This is a genomic window from Janthinobacterium sp. SUN128 (genome assembly GCF_030587275.1).
GTDB lineage: Bacteria > Pseudomonadota > Gammaproteobacteria > Burkholderiales > Burkholderiaceae_D > Janthinobacterium > Janthinobacterium lividum.
Map to the genome: position 1 here is coordinate 84,282 of NZ_JAPWHY010000002.1, position 19,397 is coordinate 103,678.

17 protein-coding genes and 1 tRNA gene are annotated in these 19,397 nt (G+C 57.0%); all 18 read right to left on the reverse strand.

Annotation, left to right across the window (positions count from 1 at the left end):
* Nucleotides 1-277: 277 nt before the first annotated feature.
* Nucleotides 278-952, reverse strand: a complete 675-nt coding sequence (locus O3297_RS20355; RefSeq protein WP_052140108.1) for a glycosyltransferase family 32 protein — start codon at nucleotides 950-952, stop codon at nucleotides 278-280.
* Nucleotides 953-999: 47 nt separating this feature from the next.
* On the reverse strand, nucleotides 1,000-2,262 hold the full coding sequence (locus O3297_RS20360; RefSeq protein WP_305049820.1) for a lipopolysaccharide biosynthesis protein: 1,263 nt from the start codon (nucleotides 2,260-2,262) through the stop codon (nucleotides 1,000-1,002).
* A complete protein-coding gene (locus O3297_RS20365; protein ID WP_305049821.1) occupies nucleotides 2,259-3,851 on the reverse strand; it encodes a hypothetical protein in 1,593 nt (530 codons plus the stop codon). The genes O3297_RS20360 and O3297_RS20365 overlap by 4 nt, the downstream gene beginning before the upstream one ends.
* Before the next feature lie 78 nt (nucleotides 3,852-3,929).
* Nucleotides 3,930-4,631: an exosortase-associated protein EpsI, B-type gene (epsI, locus tag O3297_RS20370; RefSeq protein WP_305049822.1), complete on the reverse strand. Its 702-nt coding sequence runs from the start codon at nucleotides 4,629-4,631 to the stop codon at nucleotides 3,930-3,932.
* Nucleotides 4,628-5,536 (reverse strand): exosortase B, encoded by a 909-nt coding sequence (xrtB, locus tag O3297_RS20375; RefSeq protein WP_070282731.1) that lies wholly within the window; start codon nucleotides 5,534-5,536, stop codon nucleotides 4,628-4,630. The genes epsI and xrtB overlap by 4 nt, the downstream gene beginning before the upstream one ends.
* Nucleotides 5,536-6,414 carry a chain length determinant protein tyrosine kinase EpsG gene (epsG, locus tag O3297_RS20380; protein ID WP_034782117.1) on the reverse strand — a complete coding sequence of 293 codons (879 nt, stop codon included), beginning with the start codon at nucleotides 6,412-6,414 and terminating at the stop codon, nucleotides 5,536-5,538. Before epsG ends, xrtB begins: the two co-directional genes overlap by 1 nt.
* An 18-nt stretch (nucleotides 6,415-6,432) precedes the next feature.
* Nucleotides 6,433-7,842 carry a chain length determinant protein EpsF gene (gene epsF, locus O3297_RS20385; protein ID WP_034782114.1) on the reverse strand — a complete coding sequence of 470 codons (1,410 nt, stop codon included), beginning with the start codon at nucleotides 7,840-7,842 and terminating at the stop codon, nucleotides 6,433-6,435.
* A 62-nt stretch (nucleotides 7,843-7,904) separates the two neighbouring features.
* Complete coding sequence (epsE, locus tag O3297_RS20390) at nucleotides 7,905-8,693, reverse strand: polysaccharide export protein EpsE (RefSeq protein ID WP_034782113.1); 789 nt, start codon at nucleotides 8,691-8,693, stop codon at nucleotides 7,905-7,907.
* Between the two features lie 45 nt (nucleotides 8,694-8,738).
* A complete protein-coding gene (locus O3297_RS20395) occupies nucleotides 8,739-9,722 on the reverse strand; it encodes an EpsD family peptidyl-prolyl cis-trans isomerase (protein WP_342355193.1) in 984 nt (327 codons plus the stop codon).
* A 630-nt stretch (nucleotides 9,723-10,352) separates the two neighbouring features.
* Entirely contained in the window at nucleotides 10,353-11,735 is a 1,383-nt protein-coding gene (locus tag O3297_RS20400; protein ID WP_034782111.1) for an undecaprenyl-phosphate glucose phosphotransferase, read from the reverse strand.
* A gap of 8 nt (nucleotides 11,736-11,743) precedes the next feature.
* Nucleotides 11,744-13,015 carry an XrtB/PEP-CTERM-associated polysaccharide biosynthesis outer membrane protein EpsL gene (gene epsL, locus O3297_RS20405; RefSeq protein WP_305049823.1) on the reverse strand — a complete coding sequence of 424 codons (1,272 nt, stop codon included), beginning with the start codon at nucleotides 13,013-13,015 and terminating at the stop codon, nucleotides 11,744-11,746.
* Between the two features lie 40 nt (nucleotides 13,016-13,055).
* On the reverse strand, nucleotides 13,056-13,745 hold the full coding sequence (locus tag O3297_RS20410; protein ID WP_305049824.1) for a CAAX prenyl protease-related protein: 690 nt from the start codon (nucleotides 13,743-13,745) through the stop codon (nucleotides 13,056-13,058).
* Nucleotides 13,746-13,894: 149 nt separating this feature from the next.
* Nucleotides 13,895-15,787: an ATP-binding cassette domain-containing protein gene (locus O3297_RS20415; protein WP_305049826.1), complete on the reverse strand. Its 1,893-nt coding sequence runs from the start codon at nucleotides 15,785-15,787 to the stop codon at nucleotides 13,895-13,897.
* A 172-nt stretch (nucleotides 15,788-15,959) separates the two neighbouring features.
* Nucleotides 15,960-16,034: transfer RNA gene (locus O3297_RS20420), tRNA-Arg, on the reverse strand.
* A gap of 70 nt (nucleotides 16,035-16,104) precedes the next feature.
* On the reverse strand, nucleotides 16,105-16,839 hold the full coding sequence (locus O3297_RS20425; protein ID WP_305049827.1) for a PEP_CTERM-anchored TLD domain-containing protein: 735 nt from the start codon (nucleotides 16,837-16,839) through the stop codon (nucleotides 16,105-16,107).
* 122 nt (nucleotides 16,840-16,961) lie between these two features.
* Nucleotides 16,962-17,354, reverse strand: a complete 393-nt coding sequence (locus O3297_RS20430) for a RidA family protein (protein WP_305049829.1) — start codon at nucleotides 17,352-17,354, stop codon at nucleotides 16,962-16,964.
* A 26-nt stretch (nucleotides 17,355-17,380) separates the two neighbouring features.
* Nucleotides 17,381-18,541, reverse strand: a complete 1,161-nt coding sequence (locus O3297_RS20435; RefSeq protein ID WP_305049830.1) for an acyl-CoA dehydrogenase family protein — start codon at nucleotides 18,539-18,541, stop codon at nucleotides 17,381-17,383.
* A gap of 1 nt (nucleotide 18,542) precedes the next feature.
* Entirely contained in the window at nucleotides 18,543-19,397 is an 855-nt protein-coding gene (locus O3297_RS20440; RefSeq protein WP_151093258.1) for an enoyl-CoA hydratase family protein, read from the reverse strand.

Below are 19,397 nucleotides of genomic sequence, written 5' to 3' on the forward strand. Positions count from 1 at the left end.
ATATCGGACTCAAGGGGGGAACTTCTTCAATTAAAACGGCAACAGGGAATAACGGCAGTGCCAGAAAAACCTGATTAATGTTGCATTCAGCCGTCACTATACACCAAGGAATTGTAAATAACTGTCGCTTGGAGACAACCACTCCACAAAAAAATATATACGCGCAGAGCCGCATGGAATGCGACTTAAGCAACCATTTACGAAAATGAAATGTGAAATATGGATAAATATAGCGCTTTAAGCATGACTAACCAACAAGCGAACAAATATCAAATAATTAATTCCAATTTCCCGGAAAAGGATTGAAGGAAATTTGCCATTTACGGCGAATGGCAAGTTTTGCCAAGGCACGGGATAGAAGCCGCTGCACGCGCCCATCAGCCCAGGAACCATGTAATCCATAGTGATGTACGCCATAAGTTTCCGCCGTCACATCCGCATACATGAATTGCCGGGGATTGCGCGCGATATCAGGATCATACGGATTAAACGGATAAAACGACTTGGGCGTCAGAATCCTGCTATGTTCCTCCCCCGCCAGGGCGACCGCACGTTTGAGGATATGCGGCGAAGTGGCAAACATCTGGCGCTTGCTTAGCTCATCAGCGATAAGACTGCGCGCATGCTGCATCGTTAAATCACCAGCCTGACAGGCGATAAATGCGGTGGCAATTGAACGCTTGCTTTCACGTGCCAGCAGGCAGTCCACGCCAATTAATAATTCATCAATCGGACGGATCAACTCAAGATCGGTATCCAGATAAATGCCGCCATGCGCCACCAGTGCGTCAAAACGAACCCAATCGGCGACAAATGCCCATTTTTTTTGCTTGATCGCCGCGCGACAATAGGCATTATCCAGATTGGAATTACTCTCATTCCACAGCTTGATTTCATAATCGGGACAGTATTTTCTCCATGATGCCACGCACCGCTCGTGCAAGCCATTCATCTGTCCATCGCCAAACCAGCAATAATGTATTAGCTTAGGTATCATATTTATTGAGGCATCAAACGCCGTAGTAAGAATATCTTTAAAATAGCCACTAGAGAAACATGCACGAGAAATGCGCTGACACTGCCTAGCAGGCCGTAGTGCGAGGTCAGCAGCCATAACATCAGCAAGTAAAAGACATTCGACCCTATCGCGATAATAGTCGTCTGCCGCAACTTGCCAAGCGACCAATATAAGGCATGCGTCGTGACGAAGGTTCCCGCCAGCATGGCGCTGGCCAGCACCACGGCGAACTCCCATGGATAACTCTGCAGGCCAGAAAATATCAACGGCATCCATAACGTTTGGCTGGCAAAGCACAGCGCTCCTGCGACCAGCGAAACGCCTGAAAGCACGCGCAGCGTTTTCAGCCACAGCGTAAAAGCACCGCGCACGTCGCCCGCGTTCACGCGTGAAGCAAATTCGGGGATGGAGGCTGAATAGAACGGGGCACTGGCCATATTCACCAGGGCATAAATCCGCTTCAGGATACTGAATACGCCGAGGTACTCTCCCGACAGGGAAAAGCCCAGTATTACGCGGTCCAGCTGAGCCACGGGCAAGTCACAGATCGCCTGGAAAGTACTCCAGCGTCCAGCTCTAACTATGCGACCTTGATCCACGGTGCTGGCCTCGAGGCTGCCATCGAGTCCTTTCCTGGCCAAGTGAATATATAAAAAGAGGCCCGCACAGCGCAGCGCTTCCGGCACAAAATAGGCCAATACCAGCATGAAAGCGCTCGGCGAAAAATGCGCTGCCAAAAATAGCGACAGCAGGCGTAACAGACTGCTCAGCAAACCAGCCAGCATCAACACCTGATATTTGTTAATCAGGCGAAAATAAGCCGTAGGGGTGCCCACAATGGGAAAAATGGCCGCCAAGGCCAGCAATATCAGCTGCGACAAAGAAAAGGTGCTTAGCTGGCTTAGCTGAAACAGCTTCAGTATCAGCATCACGGTCATGACGCCGCACACCGCGATCAATTCGAAACGCGCGCTTTTCCAGACAGCGGCACTCAGTGCCTGCGGCAACAGGCGGCGGCCGGGCAACTCAATCAGCAATCCTTGCCAGTACTGAAAATTGCACACGGTGAACACGGCCAGCGCAATTGACTGCACCAACACCAGGTGACCGAATGCGGCGATACCAATAATCTTCAGGCTGAGTGGAATGGCAAGTACGCTGACGCCTGCCGAAGCTATGTTCAGCAGAAACATCATCGAACTGTTCTTGAGCAAATTATTAAAACTGCTGCGCGAATGGCTCATCGTCCCGGCAGTGCCCCGGCACGCGCTGTGCGCGGCTTCTGAAGCGGCTGAGCAGCTGCCGCATCCGCATGACGGTAACGGCAGAAATGTACGATACAGCCCAGACTGAAAAACATCAGCAATTGCAAGGTGGACTCATCAAGCAAGGCACGGTTGTAGATCACTGTCGTACTGAGCATGATCATTGTGACTGTACTGACATCCACTATCGCCAGCCGTTCCGGATCTGCCCCCGAGAATTTCACGTAACGCAGCCCCGCCACGATGCCCGTCAGGGGAATGGCAAGGAAGGCCAGCAAGCCGAGGACGCCGACATCCCATAGCAACGCGGAAATGGCCGTGGCGTTGATGGCCAGGCGACGATAACGCACCGCAACAATACCTTGTCCCGTACCTGCATTCGTGGCGCTTGCTCCTGGCCCGTAACCGACCAGCCGCTCCACCAGGGTGGGCATGGGGTCGCGATACCATAGATACATGGAAGCGCCGCGCCCCACCTCGCCAGTGGTGTAGTTGACACTGCGTGGGTCAAAGAAATACCCGCCCGTCCGGTCGAGCTTTTCTTCCACCGTCTTGCCGCCACCGATCACATCCCCCCAGTACAGTGCCTTATAGGCACCATACGTGCCACCCATAAACAGGCCAATAAACAGGCCAAAGGTAATAAAAGCAAAGATGTTTTTCAGCACGCGCTGGCGCAGGATCAAAAAGAGGGTCAAAGGCAGCCAGATAAAAACTGCCTTGACTTCGCCCAGGATACTGATTGCCAGAACCACCGCCAGCATAGCCGCTGGCAGCAAAGGGCCGCTCAGGCCGCGTACCCAGCGCGCCACCACATACAGCAGGCCGCTCGTGCTGAACAAGACCAGCGTAGCGCTCATGCCCAGTCCGAAAGTGCCAACGACACCATCCCAACCCAAGCTGCTCATCATGAAGAAATGCTGATAAATTACAATTGGCAACTGGATCACAGTGACGATGGCGATCAGCTTCCAAAGCGTCTGGAGCCGGTTCAACGGCCATTCAAACCAGTACAGCGCAAACAGCACACCAAACATGGGTACGCAAAAGCGAAAGGCGGAAATCATCTTGGGCAAACTCAAGTGCCCAATGGCCATGCCGAAGAAAAAGAAGGACAAGTAGAGGAATGAGGCAACGATGACGGCGCTGGCGCCAAAAGCGGGCTTCGGCGCACGCTCGCGGCGTCCATTGAAGGAACTCAACTCAAGAATGGCTCGGGCGAAGAACAGGGCGCCGAGGCCACTGCCCAGCCATGCCGCCAAACGCAGGTTGAACGCATACTGCGCCATGCCCTGCACCAGGAAAGTAAACACAAACAGGACCGGCAGCAAATTTTTCGTGTTGACCACCGCAACTACCGGCACGATCAGCATGATACCGGCGAGAATGAGGGTCAATTGGTTCGAACCGAGCGCCACCACGGCACCGAGCAGCAGCGCCAGAAAGGCCACTGCAAGCGCAATAAATACGGTGGAAGCACCCGGCATGCGCAAGCCCGCGTTTTTGCGGCGGGGGGAATTCGTTTGCGGCACACCTGCCGGGCTTAGCTTAGCTCGAAAAAAACTCATCTTGATTCCAATTTGGGTGCAGGCTTGCACCACATTGATTGTTTGGGCGGCAAAGCAGGCAACCTCGCCAGGCAGGCGTTAGCTGCCCTGGCCCGAGAAATGACGACGATGCGCCGGTGTCATGGAGGACAGCATCTGATTGACAAACTCCTGGGCTAAAGTAAAGCCACGCGCATTATCCTGCGTAATCGTCGACACGCGCATCAGGGTAGCGTCCGGAATGCGGCCATCCAGCGCATAGGCCAGCTTGACCTTTTTCATCTGCCAGATGTCGTTAACCGCCTTCTCGCCAACCACGACCCAATAAATGATCGGCTCATTGCGATTATTTAAAGTTGCCACCAGGCGCGAGGCAGGAATGCTGCCGGCGATCGTCTCCAGTGGTTCATGCGTGGTGGCGCCGACCGCGAAGCCCTGGCCACCATAACAGCCTTCGGGGAAGTGAACCGACAAATTGTCGCTTTGATCCGTTCCGTAGGCAATCGATAGCATGATGCGTTCGCCATCACGATTGACATAGGTGCGCGTCAGGGTCTGGTTATAAATTTTGTTGATTTCCGCTAGCGCCGTCGGATTGACAACGGCGGAAATCTGCGTACGGTCTTCCTGCCAGTCGCCGAACTCGGCAGGAATCGCCGTTTCCAGCATAATTTTCGGCCGGCTGTCAGCGATGCGGATCGTGGGGGTCGCACGCTGTCCGAGCCATAGTGCGGACAACATGCACAGACCCAGTATCACGCCGCTGATCCAAGACTTGCTCACTTGCGTATGCGTATTCATGGCTGGCCTCCCCGGCTGCGTTTGCTATTGCCGCGGCGCACTATCCATTGCAGCAAGGTGTCGAGACTAATAATCAGTATCAGGGCGCTGATGAAGAGCACCATGCCGGCAAAACCATGCAGGAAACCTTGACCTGCGGCATCACCAAAATAATACGTGATGAGCGTGAGCGTCACGACGCGTATCACATTGGCGGTAAAGGAAATCGGGATGATCAGCGTCGCCAGGACGATATTGCGGAACGGTGAAGTATGGCGCACCAGATTCAGGTAGAACAAGCCCAGCGCCTCAAGCGTCAACAATGTCTGCAAACCGGCACACGCATCGGCGACCAGCAACTGATATTGTCCGATCTGCAGAATCACGCCACTGCGTGCGATGGGATAGCCGGCCCAGAACAACAGGTGTTCCGTGACATAGGAAACGGCGATCTTCATTGGCAGCGTCAATGCCGAGACAATAGCGCTAGGCAATGGGATCATGAAAAACATGAAGAAAAACGGGAACCACACGGCACGCAGCGAAGCCGTGCCAAACTTGAAGCAGACAAGCGACATCGTCACGACAACAAAGGAGCCTATCTCGAACGCCAGGATCTGTTGCGAGACGCCCGCGACATACAGCAGCAGGCCAAATACGAACATGACCGAACCCAGCACAGGGGAACCGCGGGGATCAGCACGTTCCAGGAGCTTGGCGCGCTGGTGATACAGCAGCCACACGGACAGCGCCAAAATGATCGGTCCATGCGCCTGGTCTTCTGTCGCCCAAATACCATGGAAAAGCGAGTAAAACGATGGCAGGTACAGCGCCAGGAAGCCAACAATGATCGGCAACCATTCCAGAATGATCGCGCGCGACGGCAACTTGCCGCGCGCTGACGCAGGATGGCTCAGCGTACTCATCAAAAATCTACCAGCACGGAACCGACGACTTCGACGCCGCTTTGCACCATTTGTTCCGTCATCGCATGGATATCGTGCAGCAGCGTGTAATTCTTGCGCGCCACCAGCAGCACGCCACCAGCCCGGGTTGCCGTGATCAAGGCATCGGAACCAACGGAAAAAGCGGAGGTATCGTACAGCACCACATCATAGCGGGACTCCAGCTGCGCATTGAGTCCGCTAAACGGCGAACGGCTCAGCATCTCCTGCGGGTTCGGAGGAAGCGTACCGGCGCCCAGCACGGACAGATCGACAAAGGAGTCGATTTTCGTGATGGCATCCTGATCAGCGCGTCCGGCCAGCATGTCCGACAGCCCCTGCCGGCCCTTCAAATCAAAGATCTCATGCTGACGCGGCGTACGCAGGTTGGCATCCACCAGCAAGGTGTGCTCCCCAAGCTGTGAAAATACCACGGCCAGGTTAGCAGCGAACAGGCTCGCGCCTTCGCCGGGATTAACGGACATCACGACCAGCGCCTTGTGGTCGCGCGCAAACCAGCGCAACATGAGTTGGCTGCGCACAGCGCGCAACGTTTCCACTTGGGCACTGAATGGCTGGTAGGCCGCCACCAGCTTGTCGGAAAAATCCCCCTGCCCCGCTTGCAGATAGGGGTAGTCGAACTGGCGCGCCAGAACTTGCTGGATATCGGCTTCCGTCACAAGTCCAAGGCGCTGTGCGGCTTCGCCAAAACGAATGCCCAGTTCTTTTTGCATGCGCAATACGCGCTCGGCATTTTCAGGCGAAATCTTGCCCGATTCAAGCAGCAAGCCGCCTATGCTCGAGTCGCCGCCACGCGGCAGGGTTGGGGTGGTCTGAACAGAATGTGGGACTGGATTCATGATGCTTTCCAATAAAAATTAATTTGCGCGCAAAGAGCGCGGCAACAGCGACCAGAAACGGTTCCCCCGTGAACGGGCTGGCGCATTCCAGGCAATGCTGCCAAGCATGGGCAACTGCAAGGCATCGGAAAGATCATTTTCAGAACGCACGCGGCGATCCAGCATTTCAGCCAGCAAGGCCACACCGATACCGAACATTGTGCCAAGGAACAGGGCCAGTACCGTATTCAACAAGACCTTGGGACCCGCCGGCTGGCTAGGTGGCACTGCAGGGTTCAACAGCGAGATATCGGACTGCTCGGATTGCCCTTCCAGGCGCGTCTGCGACAGGCGCTGCGATGTCGCCTCGAAAGCACGCTGGGCGCTTTCCACATCCTTTTGCAACACGCCCATCTCGTCCCGGGTACGGTTCAATTCCAGCACTTTCGCCTTTTGCGCGGCAAGCGCGGCACGAATGGCAGCTTCGCGCTGCGACATGATCTGCGCATTGTTGCCGACGCTATTGGAAGTAACACGCAGGCTTTCCTTCAGGTCACTGCGTAATTTATCCACTTCAGCCTTTGCGGACTGATACTGCGGGTGATTGGTGCCCAATCGCTGGCCAATTTCGGCAAGCTTCGATTCGGCGCTACCCAGCCCCACCTTCAGGCTCTGGATCAGCGGATTGGCCGCCACGTCGGGCGATTCGGCAAAGGCACCGCCCTGCGCCATGCGCTGGCGCGACGTCGCTTCCATTGCCAACCCTTGTGCCGCGACCAACTGCGCCGACAGGTCGTTGAGGCGGTTCGACTCGACATCGAGGCGGTTATCCAGGCTCACGATGCCATTTTTTTGTTGATACTCGGACAGACGGCTTTGTGCGCTCTCCAGGGCATCGCGCAACAGCTTCGTCTGTTCCGTGAAATACGTCGATGCCTTTCTCATGGGATCAACTTTAAGTTGAATACTGGTCTTTTGATACTCATCAGCAAAGGCATTGGCTACTGCCGCAACAAATTGCGGATCGCTACCCTTGAAACTGATGTCGACCACGCTACTTTCGTGCGAGGGAACAATTTCCAGCTTGGCCAACAGTAACTCGGCAAGCCAATCACGCACATTGCCCACGCCCTTCGAGGCTTCATTGAACTGCGCAATCACGGCTGGACTTTCCGCCAGGTGCAATTGATCGACCACACGCAGTGCAACATTCTTGCTGCTGATAATATCAATCTGCGTTGCCATGTAGCCAGGTAACAACTGTCCAGGCATCGCCATCCCGGTGACGGGATCAATGCCCTTGTAGTTCATCAGTACCGACGCCGATGCCTTGTATGTCTTGGGCAGCAGCGCGCTGACGATGACGGTCGCGCCCACCGTAATCAGCAAGGTAATGATCAATATCCATTTGCGCGCACGCAGGATAAGTAAAAATTGTGAAAAATTCATGGTACAGCTCTCATATCAGAGAAATCGGTTCAGACAAATCATCCGGACGTGCGCGACGCAAATTAAAACAGGCTTTCCCTGACATACACGACGTCGTCGGTTTGCAGCAGATCATCGTGCTTCGCTTCAATCGTTTCCAATTTACCAGCGGTGTCGCGGCGCTTGATGCGCATGCTGCGCTCCGTGCCACGCTGCGTCAGGCCGCCACCGACAGACAGCGCCTGCAGGACGGTCATGCCCCGTTCGAGGCGGAAGGTCCCAGGTCGCTGTACTTCTCCATAGATATAGAAACGCGGCGTGCGTTCCACGTAAATCACGTCGTTGCCAGTCAGATTAACGTCACGGTCCAGTGAACCGGCGCGCACCATTTCGATAATGTCGATCACTTCCTTGCTGGTCTTGCCATCACGCTTGCGGATCAGATTGATGGTATCGCCCGCATCGGCTGTAAAGCCGCCCGCCATTGCCAGCACATCCATCAGGCTGCGCTTGCCTTCGAGCGGATAACGTCCAGGGCGATTCACCTGCCCCAGCACGGATACCTGCTGGCTCTGCAACGAAGTTACGATGATATTGACCTGTGCCTTGCGCAGAAAACCGCCGCCTTCGAGAAGGTTGCCAATTTTCTTTTCGGCAGCGGCAACGGAAAGCCCGCCAATGGGCACAGCCCCAACCAGAGGAAACGTGATCTCACCCGCTTCGCTGACGCGCGTTTCCAGACCAAGGTCCGGGCTACCGTACACGGAGATTTTCAGCACATCGCCTGCACCGAGCAAAACATCGGCGGCACCGGCGACACCAGCGGTCAGCGCAAAAAAGGCTGCCATCATCCACATTGCAAGTCGTTTCATGATTTGCCTGCTTCCATAAAAATTGCGTTCATCTTATACCGGGCATTACTTCAGCCCAGCTGCTCCACGTTCATTCATTTCGTTCGACACTGCTGCCGGCGCGGCAGGCGCTGACGCCGGCGGGGCAGCCGAAGCCGAAGCAGCTGTCGAGGCTGCGTCCTTGCCCGCTGCAGGCTTGTTCAGATATTCGATCTTTGCCGTTGCGCGCAAACGCTTGAGCTCAGCATCGGCCACTTCCTTGGTTTTCTTATTGGCGAGAAACTGTTCGATTTGCGGCGCCGCCTGGGCCAAGGTCACTGGGCTATCCTTGATATCGACCAGCGAAATCAGCAAGGTACGGTCGCCTTCGCGAATGATGAATAACTGCCCTTTTGGCATGGTCAGCAGCTTCCCGCTCAACTCCGGCGCCAGATCGGCGCTCGAGCGGGATAATTGCGTACGACCATACTTGACCTGATGCGTGTCGAGCCAGGCGGCCACGTCATCGAGCGACTTGGCTGCGTCCATTGCAGCCTTCAGCGCATCATTCATATCGGCGCTGGCAATAATCAACTCGCGCATATCGAACTGCTTGCGCTGGCTGAAATACTGTGGATTCTTTTCAAAATACGCTTCCACCTCGGCCTTGCCCGGACGGGGCAGCGCACCGATCTTTTTCTGCATATAGGCCTGTGCAATGATCAAAGACTTCGCGCGCTCGACCGCCTGCACTACCTTGGGGTCCCGGTCCATCTTTTCCTTGACCGCTTCGTTCAACAGCAATTGGCGATCGATCAGCGATTCCAGCAGTTGCTTGCTCGCGGCTTCTTGCTGCACAGCCTGTACATTGGCACGCTGCATTTCCTCATTGAGCTGAAGAACAGTAATTTCCTCGCCATTCACACTTGCCAGTGCCTGCCCGGCCTTTTTTTCCTTATTGCCACACGCGGCCATCCCTACTGCAGTCAGCAAGACCAAGGCCGAACACAGCATACGAGAGTTCAGTTCCGGCACGTGGACACTCCAACGTTGTTTATGCAAGAGGTTCAAAATTACTCCTTTAGTTCAGAAAAGAAATCGATCACGACAATTTAATGACAAAAAACACAACTATACTATCAAAAAATATTGCCAAAATAACAGATTTCTCATGAAATTATGGGACTTGGCCACATAATTGTCAATATTATAAATATGATACACAATGTACAAGAGCCGCCGGAAAGTATTTGCTTAAAAATCCATTAAGCAGATTTAAAAACAACTGTTTCCAGGAAAACTCACAGCCAGAGCCATTTCATTCCTTACCTACAGATTAACAAAATAGCATTTCTTGTGCTTGGTACGTATGTAGTTTCCTGCGGGCACGCTGTCGTAACGCGTTCCCGCGCAGGATCGGCGAGGATGGGGCCGTAGTCTGAAGCGCAGCATGGACAAACCACCGGCGGGTGAGAAGGCGAAGCCATGCGAACCAGGCCGGCTGCCGGCAAGACAACCGAAGCAATACGCGTGGCCACCTGCCGTCACATGATGCTGTCGCACCTTTCTCATATTGTTCTTTGCATTACGCCTGGTTCGCCGGAACGGACCATGGGCCCGTACTTCGAATGCTTGCTTCATTTTAACGCGTATTGATCTGACGCAAAACAAATTCCCTACAGTGTTGCGGCGTCACTGCACTCAATGGGCATTGTCACGCTTGAGTACAACTTTCACCGTGCGCATGATGATCCACAGATCCAGCCAGAGTGACCAGTTGCGCAGGTAGTCGAGGTCAAAATGAATGCGCGCTTCCATCTTGTCCAGGGTTTCTGTCTCGCCGCGCAATCCATTCACCTGCGCCCATCCCGTAATGCCGGGCTTGACCTTGTGACGCAGCATGTAGCCTTTGATCAACTTACGATACTGCTCATTGTGCGCCACCGCATGGGGACGCGGCCCGACTATGCTCATGCGCCCCTGCAACACATTGATAAATTGTGGCAGTTCATCGAGTGAACTGCGACGCAGGAAACCGCCGATGCGCGTGACGCGCTGGTCGTTCTTCGTGGCCTGCACCACCTTGTCGCCATCCTCGCTGACCGTCATCGAGCGGAATTTATACACAATAATTTCCTCGCCATACAGGCCATAGCGGCGCTGGCGGAAAATCACGGGACCTTTCGAGGTCATCTTCACGGCAATGGCGATGATCAGCATCACTGGCAACAACATGATCTGGATCAGCAGGCCCAGCACGATGTCGCTGCCGCGCTTGACCATGCTGTTAAAGCCCGTGAACGGCGACTCACGGATGGCGATCACCGGCATGCCGCCCACATTATCGAAGCGCGCCTGCATCAGGTCGAAGATATAGATATCCGGCAGGAAGTACACGGACGCCGTCGTATCCTGCAATTCATCGAGCATCTTGCGGATGCGCGGCTGGGCTGAAATCGGCTGGCTGATGAATATCATCTTGATATTATGTTCGCGCACATAGGCGGCAATATCAGCCATCTTGCCCAGCATGGGTTCACGCATCTTCTCCGGCCATCGGTCATCGGTACGGTCGTCAAAAAACCCCCGCACGCTCATGAACAGGTTCGGATTGCGCTCCACGGTCGTGGCAAACTTCAGGCTGGCGTCATTGGCGCCAATGATGACGACCGAGCGCACTTCGCTGTCGCGCCCGGGATCGGCCACCATGCGCCGTGCGGCAAGATGACTGAGCAGCAATATGAATGGCGTCAGCAGAAACCAGGCCAGTACCAGCTCGCGGTCGAAATGGAACGCCAGTCCCGTCGCCGAGCCGAGAAAGATCAGAATCAGGGCGGTAATGCCCCAGCTGACAAAGACATCGCGGGCGTAAGCGAGCATGCGGCCGCTGCGCCACGTACGGTAGGGGTCGACATACTGAAACACCGACGATGAAATAAAAAACGCCAAAATCATCAGCACCAGCGAATAACCGGTAAAAGGCGAACCCGACAGGACTGACAGCAGGTACAGCATACCCATGATGATCAATGGGTCGAGGATGCGCTGGAAAAACGAAATCAGGGGTATATCATTGACCGTCATAATACTCATCAGAACTGGATGCTGGCGTTAATGGAAGCGCCTTTGGCACGGTAACTACCTGTGTTGATAATGGGAGCGCCTCTGCGCGTATCGCGGAATGCGCTGACGCCCAATTGAATATTGGGCCGCGGCGCATAAGTCAGACCGATGCTGGCCGTCTTCGTGGTGTCGTCGACATCGACGGGCAGCACCAGGCCGCTCGCTGCGGAAAAATCGCGTTTCTCGCGCCGCAGTTGCGCATCCATGCGCACTTTGGCCGAGATATCCCAGGCAGCGGCAAGGCTGGCGCCATTGTTCAAGCTACTGGTAATCAAGGAATTTTCCACTGCAGCAAATTCATGCCACAGGCTCCCCGTAAAACGCACCTTGCCGAGCGGGGCCCAGTTCACGGTGATGCGCCCATTGGCACCGCTGGAATCGCGTCCGGAAAATAGCTCGTTCTTGCGTTTCACCCAGCCGCCAAGCAACTGCACTTGCGTCACGCCGCTGAGAATCCAGTAAATATTCGCCTTCACCTCGTCCTGCTCATACCCCTGTTCAATACCGAACGCAGCCAGGTTTTCCCGGTTCGGATAGCTCCCTTTCAAATGGCGCAGTTGTATGCCGATCCGGCTTCCGCTGGCGGGCAAATAATCGAAACCCAGCTCAATGGCATCTTCTTGCCTGTTGGAAAATCTTTGCGCAATCGAATCATAACTATATCGATCGCGCGAGAATCCCCCCCGCACGCGCCAGCTGGGATGAAAGCGCCAGCCGCCATTCGCATACTCGCGGCGTATCGTGCGCAAGTTACGTTCCGAGCTTCGCAAATCGCTGAATGGCGTCAGGGTCTGCGCATAGCTGGCACCCACGTGGCCTTCGAGGTGATTCGCAATATGCCACTCGAGATCAGCCAGATAATCCTTGCCCGTGTAGTTGAGCTGGTCAAAATGATCAAAATAGACGCGTGACCACTTTACCTGCCCCGTCAGCAATTGCCGGCCGATGGGACGATTGATCAGGAATCCCGCTTGCACCTGGCGCGAGGTGTCGGAGCGCTGCCCATCAAAACCGGGCACATTGTCATCGACGCGGAACAGATTATCGTCATACGAGTACGAGGTCGCAATAAAAGGCGAAATCGTATCGCTGATAGCGGCGCCAGCCGGCAAACTGCATGCCGCGCCACCGGCCGCCAACAGCGTAGCTGGCAATATGCGCGCCAGAGCCGAAGCCAAACGGTTGCGCTGCAATCCTGGTTGCCCGATACGGGCCTGGCAATGATACGGTGAAGTCAACATGGGCATTGTCTTTGAAAGAGCAAACAGTTGGTTAGCAATATTACCAGTAAGTCCAGTGGCCGCCGGAAATAATCCAGAGTCCCAGCACGCCGTTGGTGACGCCATGCGCCAGGATAGGCGACCACAGGTTCTGGCTGCGCATGTACAGCAGACTATACGCGGCGCCGGCAACGATACCGGCCAGCCACAAATTGTGTTCAAAACCAAACAGTACCACGCTGACAACAAAAGCCTTGGCACTGGCCAGGCGTGGCTGAAATTTCAGGAAATCAGGGGCATCGATCCAGCGCAGCAGGAAGGAGCGCCAGAACAGCTCTTCCATCACGGGCACCACCAGGGCCGCTCCGGCGATGCGCAGCACCACCAGGCTCCACTCGATCTGCCCGTCATTGCGCGGATCGAAGCCATCGGCACTGCCGATCATCATCCAGCCTGCGTCAAGGTTAATCCACAACAGAAAAACAACAAGCCCGGTGGCCAGCGCCACCGCCAGAGCACGCGCGCCCAGCGGCATCCACCGCAGTTCCGTGTAACTGCGGCGCCAATACAACAACATGCCCAGCACGACGCCGATCTTGACGGCGTACAGCCAGCGCAGGTCCTGCGCGGCAAAGCCCGCCCGGCCCAGCATGTCGGCGATAAAGATAAAGGAGAGGTAGGCCAGGAATGGCGCTACCCGGGGCAAGGCGGCGCGGTCAAACATGCCGATGCGCACCGGAGGTGGAACCACGCGCCGGACGCCATGGTCCGGTGCGCGTGTTTTTGATAACAAACATGCATCCCCCGATGTAAAAAATATAATTATATAATTATATCAAGCTGAACCGTTGCCGTGGCAAATAATCCTAACTTAATTACAACAGGAGAGGTGGAAAACAATCAACCGTTGGCGCGCGCCTCGATCTGCTCCCACTTTTCCAGCGCTTCCAGCAGTTCGCCTTCGATCTCGGCCACGCGCGCATTCAGGCGCTTGCCTTCGGCCGGCGTCTTTTTGTAGAAGTCCGGGTGCGACAGCTCGGCGGCCAGCACCGATTGCTCGTCTTCCAGCTTGGCGATCAGTTTCGGCAACTCTTCCAGCTCGCGCTGTTCCTTGTAGCTGAGCTTTTTCTGCTTGGCGGCCGGCGCGGCAGCCTCGACCTTCACGGCCGGCTTGCTGGCGGGCGCCGTGGCGATCGGCAAGGTGCGCACGCGCTCCCAATCCGTGTAGCCGCCGACGAATTCGCGCCACTTGCCCTCGCCTTCGGCGACGATCACTTGCGTGACCACGTTGTCGAGGAAGGTGCGGTCATGGCTGACAAGGAAAACGGTGCCCGTGTATTCTTCCAGCAACTCTTCCAGCAATTCCAGGGTATCGATATCCAAGTCATTGGTCGGCTCATCGAGCACCAGCACGTTGGCCGGCTTGGCGAACAGGCGCGCCAGCAGCAAACGGTTGCGCTCGCCACCGGACAGCGACTTGACGGGCGAACGGGCACGCTCCGGCGCGAACAGGAAGTCGTTCAGGTAGGTCATCACGTGACGGCGCTGGCCATTGATCTCGACCCAGTCGCTGCCTGGCGCGATGGTTTCCATCAGGTTGGCCTCTTCGTTCAGCTGCGTGCGCATCTGGTCGAAATACGCCACTTGCAGCTTCGTGCCCAGGCGGATGGTGCCCGTGTCCGACTCTTCCTGGCCCAGGATCATCTTCAGCAAGGTGGTCTTGCCGGCGCCGTTGGCGCCGATCAGGCCGACCTTGTCGCCACGCAAGATGGTGGCGCTGAAATCCTTGACGATGACCTTGTCGCCATAGATCTTCGAAACGTTTTCCAGGTCCGCCACAATCTTGCCCGAGCGTTCGCCGGCCGATACGTCCAGCTTGACCTGTCCCTGCTGTTCGCGGCGCGCATTGCGCGTCAGGCGCAGCGCTTCCAGGCGGCGCACGCGGCCTTCGTCACGCACGCGGCGGGCCTTGACGCCCTTGCGTATCCACACTTCTTCCTGCGCCAGGAACTTGTCGAACTTGGCGTTTTCCACTTCCTCGATTTCCAGCTGCTCCGCCTTGCGGGTCTGGTAAGCCGTGAAATTGCCCGGGTACGACAGCAAACGGCCGCGGTCGAGCTCGATGATGCGCGTGGCGACATTGTCGAGGAAGGAACGGTCATGGGTAATGAACAGTACGCTACCCTTGAAGTCGCGCAACAAGCCTTCCAGCCATAGGATGGAGCTGAAGTCCAGATGGTTGGTGGGCTCATCGAGCAGCAGCACGTCAGGCGCCGAGACCAGCGCGCGCGCCAGCGCCACGCGCTTTTGCATCCCGCCGGACAGGGTCTTCATCAGCATGTCGCCCGTCAGGTTCAGACGGTCGAGTACGGTTTCCACCTTGTTCGGCAAGCTCCATGCATCAGCCGCATCGAGTTTGACCTGGATGTCGTGCATGCGTTCCATCAGTTCGTCGTCTTTGCCCTGGCCAAACTGGCCCGTCAGCGCATCGTATTCCTTCAGCCACGCCTGCGATTCGCCCATGCCGGAAGCGACGGCATCGAACACGGACATTTCCGGGTCGAATTGCGGCTCCTGCTCCACATACGCGATCTTGATGCCTTGCTGCATCACCAACAAGCCGTCATCGAGCTTGAACTTGCCCGAAATAACCTTCAACAGCGACGATTTACCCGTGCCATTGCGGCCGATCAAGCCGACCCGCTCCGTGGTTTCCAGTGAAAATTCCGCGTGATCGAGCAGCGCGACGTGACCGAACGCAAGTTGCGCCGATGAAAGAGAAATGACAGCCATAATGAGTAAGAGTGCTCGGGCGCCGTCTCGCGCACACCGCGTGGTGTGCAAAACAGCCGCCGATTAGATGAATGAAGCACGCATTGTACCGATAACTCGGACTTCAATCGCCATCGACCAGTAACTACCGCCTGGATTACCACAGGCTGCCGACGCGCGTTGCGTGGAAACGTGGTGTCGCCAGCAGGAATCGAACCTGCATTTAAGTCTTAGGAGGACCTTGTACTATCCATTGTACGATGGCGACACGCGCAGCGGCATTATACAGGCAAGCGCCCGTCATTGACAGCGTGGCAAGCGTGCGTTTGACGGGCCATTCAGGCCAGGATATCCGGACGCCCGCGGCGCCGGACCCTAATCAACACGCCCAGGCCAGCCAGCAGCAAGCCATAGGTGGCAGGTTCCGGTACCGCGCTGACAGTAAATATCTGGATGGCGCCAAAGGTCACATTGTTGCCCTGCCAAGTCGACCCATCGAGCAGGCTGATGCCGGAGAGGGGTTGGCCCAATGCATTATAGGTGTACAGAAAAGAGCCGCCGTTGTGCGTCAGGTCGCGCGGCACATACAAGTCATGCCCATAGCCGAAGGTGGGGCCGTAATCGGCATGATTGTACGTTTGATCCTTGCCGATTTCGTCGCCATTGAAATACTGTTTCAATTGGGGCCGCATGAAGCCTGACGTCAAATTGAACAGGAAGCCTGTACGCTGGCTATCGTCCATGGTCACATGCATGCCGTCGGTGGAACTCCAGCTTTGCGGATTGTAACCGCCAATCAGCCAGGTCTGTCCGGTGCTGTTGGTTGCTTCCATGACAGAAAAAGTACGTCCCTTGCCGTCAGATGCCTTGTGAAAATCCAGCGAGGTATCGCCCGCCGCCTTGGTATAAATATTCGTCAGCGACAGGCGCCCTTCGCCGAGCCAGGTTTCCAGCTGTGCCTGATAGCCGGGGGAGAGTAGCGACGTACCGGATCCCGCCTGCGCGCTCAGGCAGAAAACCATACCGGCCACGGCCAGAACCACATTCCTTGTCACTTTGAAATTAGTACGCATCCTCTACCTCGACTGTCAGTATTTAAAACCGGCGTATTTTCCGGTTGCCAAATATAACACGATAGATAATGTTTTTATATTTATTATTTAGATGCCAATATACAATATTTCGTAGCAGAAATTCATCCCGGCAACACCGCCGTCACCTCGATCTCGACCTTCGCCCTGTCTTCGATCAGTCCCGCCACCTGCACCGCCGTCATGGCCGGAAAATGCTTGCCGATCAGCTCGCGGTAGGCAAGGCCGATTTGTGGATATGCCGCCACATATTCCTTCTTGTCCAGTACATACCAGTTCATGCGCACGATGTGCTCGGGCAAGGCGCCCGCCTCGGCCAGCACGGCGACGATATTTTGCAAGGCCTGGCGCACCTGTGCCGCAAAATCGTCCGTGTGGAACAGGCCCTGCGCATCCCAGCCTATCATGCCGCTGACGTACACCGTGCGCCCGCTGGCGGCAATGCCATTCGCATAGCCGCGCGGCCTGGCCCATCCCGGTGGTTGTAACACTTGCATATTGTTTTCCTCGTTGTTCATGCGGTTCATGCGTCCGCTGCCTCGCGCAGCAGTTCGCGCGCGATGATCAATTGCTGTACTTCGCTGGCGCCCTCATAGATGCGCAAGGCGCGGATTTCGCGGTACAGGCGCTCGACCGGATGCCCGCTGACCACGCCCATGCCGCCAAACAGTTGCACGGCCGCGTCGATCACCTGCTGCGCCGTTTCCGTGGCCGTCAGCTTGGCCATGGCCGCTTCCTTCGTCACCTTGCGACCCTGGTCGCGCTGCCAGGCGGCGCGGTAGGTGAGCAGCGCGGCCGCGTCGATGCCGGTGGCCATCTGCGCCAATTTGGCCTGCGTCAGCTGAAAGTCCGCCAGGGTCTGGCCAAACATCTGGCGCTTTGTCGCGTGGCGCAGCGCTTCGTCGAACGCGCACCGCGCAAAGCCCAGCGCCGCGGCGGCGACCGAGGTGCGGAACACGTCGAGTGTCGCCATCGCCACCTTGAAGCCCTGCCCCGCCTCGCCTAGGCGCTGCGACACGGGCACGCGGCAGTTGACGAAGCGCAGGCGCGCCAGCGGATGCGGCGCGATCACGGCGATGCGCTCGGCGATTTCCAGGCCGGGATTGTCGGCGTCGACGATGAAGGCGCTGATGCCGCGCGCGCCGGGCGCCTCGCCCGTGCGGGCGAACACCACGTAAAAGTCGGCGATGCCGCCATTCGAGATCCACGTCTTTTCGCCGTCAAGCACATACTCGTCGCCATCGCGGCGCGCCGCGCACGCCATGGCCGCCACATCCGACCCGGCCTGCGGCTCGGACAGGGCAAAGGCGGCGATGCGCTTGCCGCTGGCCACGTCCGGCAGATAGCGCGCCTTGTTGTCGGCGCTGCCGAACAGGCCGATGGCGCCCGAACCGAGTCCCTGCATGGCAAAGGCGAAATCGGCCAGGCCGTTATGGCGCGCCAGGGTTTCGCGCATCAGGCAAATGGCGCGCGTATCGATCTTGCCGTCGATACCCGTGGCATGCGCCAGCCAGCCGCCCTGCCCCAATTGCGCCACCAGCGCGCGACAAGCCGCATCGACGTCGGCGCCGTGCGCGTCGTCCAGGTGCTGCGTCGCCCAGGCATCGAGTTCACGTTCCAGTTCTGCATGGCGCGCTTCGAAAAACGGCCAGTCCAGGTAAGTCGTATCGCGTGTATGTTGCATCTTAATCGCCCTCGAATTGCGGTGTTTCTTTCGCCACGAAGGCGTGATAGGCGCGGTGAAAATCGTTGGTGGCCATGCAAATGGCTTGCGCCTGCGCTTCCGCTTCGATGGCTTCATCGACACCCATGTTCCATTCCTGCTGCAGCATTTTTTTCGTCATGCCGTGCGCGAACGTGGGACCGCTGGCCAGGCCGGCGGCGAACAGCTGCGCCGCCTGCGCCAGTTCTTCCGGCTCGACCAGGCGGTTGAGCCAGCCCCAGCGTTCGGCCTCCGTCCCTGGCAAGGAGCGCCCCGTATACAGCAGCTCGGCGGCGCGGCCCTGGCCGATCACGCGCGGCAGCAAGGCGCAGGCGCCCATGTCGCAGCCGGCCAGGCCCACGCGGGTAAACAGGAAAGCCGTCTTGCTGCGCGCCGTGCCGATGCGGATATCGGAAGCCAGCGCCAGCATGGCGCCGGCGCCCGCGCAAATGCCGTCGATGGCGGCGATGATGGGCTGCGGGCAGGCGCGCATGGCTTTCACCACGTCGCCCGTCATGCGGGTAAACGCCAGCAGACCGGGCATGTCGAGCTGCGTCAGGGGGCCGATGATGTCGTGCACATCGCCGCCGGAGCAGAAATTGTCGCCGCTGCCCGTGATGACCACGGCCTTGACGTCGTCCGCATGCGCCAGCGCGCGGAACAGCTCGCGCAGTTCCGCATACGAGTCAAAAGTGAGCGGATTCTTGCGCTCGGGCCGGTGCAGGGTCAAGGTGGCGACGCCTGCGTCGACGGAAAACAGGAAATGCCGCGCGGCGTAGCCAGCCAGGCTGGCGCGGTTGCCTGGCAGGTCTTGCGGCTGGCCGGGTAGATGGCGCAT